The following is a 4,272-nucleotide window of genomic DNA, read 5'->3' on the forward strand; positions in this document are numbered from 1 at the left end:
GACGGTGAATTGTTCATGCTCAAAGTCGTGGGCGATTCCATGGTCGAGGCGGCCATTTGCGACGGCGACTGGGTCGTCATCCGCCGGCAGCCCGTGGCCGAGAACGGGGAGATAGTCGCGGCCATGATCGAGGGAGAGGCGACGGTCAAGGTCCTCCAGCGCAAGGACGGCCACACTCTTTTGCTTCCACGCAACAGCGAGTACCGGCCGATTCCCGCCGACGACGCCGAGATTCTCGGGCGCGTCGTCACGGTGTTGCGCTCGCTCTGACTCATTGTCGGAGCCTCCGCCCGGGAAGTCGAAGCCCCGGCTTCAGCGCCGAGACGTGGAACTCGGACGAGACTCGAGGATCGGATTTTCAGCCCCTGTCTGCCTTCGAGCCTCCGTTCGTCACTGGATCGAGAATCGAGCAGGGCGCCGTTCGATGAAACGGAAGACCGGCGTTCAGCAACGGCCGCCCTTGTTCAACTTGTGTTCAACTTGGGTATGCAGCCCGCACTTAATCCCGGCATACGAAAAGCGCGGGCCCTGTGCGGACCCGCGCTTTAGATCTGAGATCAGACGCGGTTTCCAACGCTCACCTGCGGCAAGGGACGCTCACACGGTGAAGGCGTCGTGCTCCCAGTCGCTCGGCGCAGCCGCGGCAAAACTCATGTGCCGTCGCACATCCGCGCCGCCCCGCCGAAAGCCTGCCTGTCAGAAACCGAACCGGCGAGCGACCTCTCGGATCGAGTCTGCGGAACGCCGCAAACCGTCGTACTCCCTCGGCGTGACCACCGGGACGAGCCGACGGCCGACGCCTGCGCGGCCCACGATCGAAGGAACCGACATGCACACGTCGGAAATGCCGAGCCAGTCCTCCAGGTAGGAGGAGACGGGAAGCACGCGGTGCTCGTCGCGGACGATCGAGCCGAGAATCGAAGCGACCGAGATTCCGATCGCATAGTTCGTCACGCCCTTGCCCTCGATGATGTTGTAGGCCGAGCGAACGACGTCGTGATGGATCGCCTCGCGAACGCCGTCGTCGAGCAGCTTGCCATCGACCGTCTGCCCCCACTGCAAAAGCGGGACGGCGCCGACCATCGCCGAGCTCCACAGCGGAATTTCGGAGTCGCCGTGCTCGCCGGCGATGTAGGCGTGGACGTTCTGCGGCGCGACCCCGCACGCGAGCGCGACGAGGTAGCGAAGGCGGGAAGAATCGAGCACCGTGCCCGAACCGAAGAAACGTCCGTCGCTGAGCCCGGACAGCTTCCATCCAGCGTAGGTGACAACGTCCACGGGGTTGGCGACCATGAGATAGATCGCGTTGGGCGCCTGCTCAACGGCCTTGGGAACGATCGACTTCATGATGTCGATCGTCGCGCCCGCGAGCTCAAGGCGAGACTGGCCCGGCTTCTGCTTGGCGCCCGCGGTGATGACGACGACGTCGGAATCCTTGATGACTGCGATGTCGGACGATCCTTCGACGGTCGACACGGGCGCGAACTGGCTGCCCTGCGCGATGTCGAGCGCCTCGGCCTTGACCCTGGATTCGTTGATGTCAAACATCGCGTAATGGCGGGCCACACCTTGAATCATCGATGCGTACGTGACGGCGGAGCCTACGGCCCCGGCGCCTATGATCGCCACCTTGGTGCCGCGCCCGCCCGTCCTCGGGTCGATCGCGGGGGCGTTGGTGGGAGCGGGAGCCTCTTCCTTTTCCGGGGCTTCGCTCTTCTTGGACTTGTCAGTCACGTCTCCTCCTTGTTTGCGGCAACTTCGCTACCGTCCAATGAAAATCCTACGGCTAAAACGGCCCGCGCGGGAGCCAATGCGTCCTATGTCTCCGCACCGGTTTGAACGGCTGAATCGATGCCGCCCGCACAATCGCGCGCCGGATCGGGCGCCGCCGCCAAACGCCGGAGCGCCGAGCGGGCGATGTGCGGGTCTTTCGTCCTCCACATCGGCGGCAGCGAGGCCGCAAGAAAGGGGCCGTAGCGCGCCGTGACGATCCGCGGATCGAGGATGGCGACGACCCCGCGGTCGTCTGTGCGGCGCAGAAGGCGGCCGGCGCCCTGCGCGAGAAGCAGGGCGGCGTGGGTTGCCGCCACGCTCATAAAGCCGTTTCCCCCGGCGTCGGCCACAGCCTTTGTGCGCGCCTGGGTCAGCGGATCGTTGGGGCGCGGGAAGGGAATGCGGTCGATGAGGACGAGCCTGCACGTGCGGCCCGGGACATCGACGCCCTGCCACAGCGACAGCGTGCCGAACAGGCTGGCGGCGTCGTCCTCGGCGAAGCGCCGCACGAGCGTCGAGAGCTGATCGTCGCCCTGGCAAAGAACGGGCGTGTTCAGCCGTTCCCTGGCGTATTCCGCCGCCGTCTCCGCGGCCCGACGCGAGGTGAACAGGCCCAGCGCGCCTCCCTCGGCGGCCTCGACGAGCTCGGCGACCTCGCGAAGCTGGGCCTCGCCTATGCCTTCGCGGCCCGGCGGGGGAAGCGAGGCCGCGGCGTAGAGGATCCCCTGTCTGGAATGGTCGAATGGCGATCCGACGTCGATGCCCTCCCACGGGCCTTGGCTGGGGTACGTGAAGCCGACGGCGCCGGCGATGTGGCGGAAGCTGCCGCCCGTTTCCAGCGTGGCGGAGGTCAAAATCGCGGCCTTGCCCTCGAACAGCGTGTCGGCCAAGGCTGAGGAGACGTCGAGGGGCGCGACGTGAAGCGAGCTTCGCCCTTCGCCGTCGCGAGCGACCCACGGCACGAGGGCGCCTTCGCCCACGCCGTCGGACAGCAGCTGCTCCACCACGTCCGCGAGCGCCTTGACCCTCCCGCGAGCAAGGGCCTTCGCCGCCGCGGCGGCCTCGTCTTTGTCGCCCAGATCGTTGACGTCCTCGCGGGCCTGCTGCAGTTCGCCGAGCATTCTCGACAGCCCGTCCGCAAGCGGAACGGGCAGAGCCTCGAGCCGGCCTTCGTCGAGCTCGTCGAGCACCTCGGTCACTTCGTCCCCGGCGTTCTCCAACTCCGTCGCGAGGATCGACTCGCGTCTGAGCAGCCTGACGAGCGAGGAAACGTCGCCTTTGGAAATTGAGGCGGTCAGCTGGCCCGTGACGCGGTCGGCGAGTTCGTGCGCCTCGTCGACGATGAAGGCCGCGCTTTCCGGGAGCACGGGAGTTCCGGTCGACTGAACCCCGAGCATCGAGTGATTCGTGACCACGATGTCCGCCTCTTCGGCCGCTTCGCGCGCGAGAACGGGAAAGCACGAGCCGCGCATCGGGCATTTCGCTCCGATGCACTCCGGTTTGGCGACGGAGACTTGCCGCCACGCCCGCTCGGAGACTCCGGGGACGAGGTCGTCGCGGTCTCCCGTGTCGGTCGCCATCGCCCACTCGCGCAGGCGCACCACTTCTTCGCCGACGGCGCTCGCGCCGAACTCGCCCGAGGCGCGGGAGAGCAGCGCGTCCTCCTCCGGATATCCGCCCGCGGCTTTGCGCAGGCACACGTAATTGCTCCAGCCTTTGACAAGCGCCACCTCGGGCGCCCTCCCGTGCACTTCGCGAACGGCCTCGGCTGCTTTCGGCGCGTCGAAGGCGATGATCTGCCGTTGCAGCGCGAGCGTGGCGGTGGAGACGATCACGCGGCTGTCGGTTTTGACGGCCCATTCCATCGCGGGGGCAAGGTATCCGATCGACTTTCCGGTTCCTGTGCCCGCCTGCACGAGCAGATGCCCGCCGTCGTCCAGAGCCTCGGCGACCGCGGCCGCCATTTTCTCCTGCCCTTCGCGCCGAGTTCCGCCCATGGCCCGGACGACGGCGTCGAGAACCTCCCGCCCGGCCACGTCACTTCGTTTCAGCCGGGCTGAGCATCCCGCCGCGGCGCATGGCGGCTTCAATGTCCGCCGACACTCTGGCATGCACGAAGACGCCCTCGCCACGGTACTCGACGGGAGCCAGCAATTCGCCGTCGTCGTGGATGCGGGAAAGGAGCGCTCCGGCGGAGTACGGAACGACTGCGGCGATCTCAATTTCCGGCTGAGGAAGGGCCTCCTCGATCGCCGCGCGCAGCTCCTCTATGCCCTCGCCGGTGAGGCACGAGACCGCGATCGATCCGGGGAAGCGCGAACGCAGCGCGGCCAAGTCCACGGGGTCGGCGAGGTCGGACTTCGACAGAACGACGATTTCTCGCGCGTCCCGCGTTCCGGGCACCTCGGCGAGCACCTCTCGCACGGCTTTGACCTGGCCGACGGGATCGTGGTGGGAGGCGTCGACGACGCGGATGAGCACGTCGGCCTCCCCCGCCTC

At 67.2% G+C, this 4,272-nt stretch carries 3 protein-coding genes and 1 pseudogene; 1 reads left to right on the forward strand and 3 read right to left on the reverse strand.

The features are described from left to right. Window positions 1–270: LexA family protein (locus ACO48X_RS09750; protein ID WP_485001898.1), on the forward strand; the 270-nt coding region annotated here is incomplete at its 5' end. Between the two features lie 426 nt (window positions 271–696). Here ACO48X_RS09750 and ACO48X_RS09755 read toward each other — a convergent pair. From ACO48X_RS09755 to ACO48X_RS09765, 3 genes and pseudogenes are all read right to left on the reverse strand, one after another. Next, window positions 697–1,734 carry an L-lactate dehydrogenase gene (locus tag ACO48X_RS09755; RefSeq protein ID WP_485001899.1) on the reverse strand — a complete coding sequence of 346 codons (1,038 nt, stop codon included), beginning with the start codon at window positions 1,732–1,734 and terminating at the stop codon, window positions 697–699. A gap of 83 nt (window positions 1,735–1,817) precedes the next feature. Continuing rightward, on the reverse strand, window positions 1,818–3,809 hold the full coding sequence (locus ACO48X_RS09760) for an ATP-dependent DNA helicase (protein WP_485001900.1): 1,992 nt from the start codon (window positions 3,807–3,809) through the stop codon (window positions 1,818–1,820). A 1-nt stretch (window position 3,810) separates the two neighbouring features. Then, a pseudogene (locus ACO48X_RS09765) lies at window positions 3,811–4,272 on the reverse strand (GTPase HflX); the annotation flags it as partial.

The sequence above is a fragment of the Peptidiphaga sp. genome (assembly GCF_057238965.1).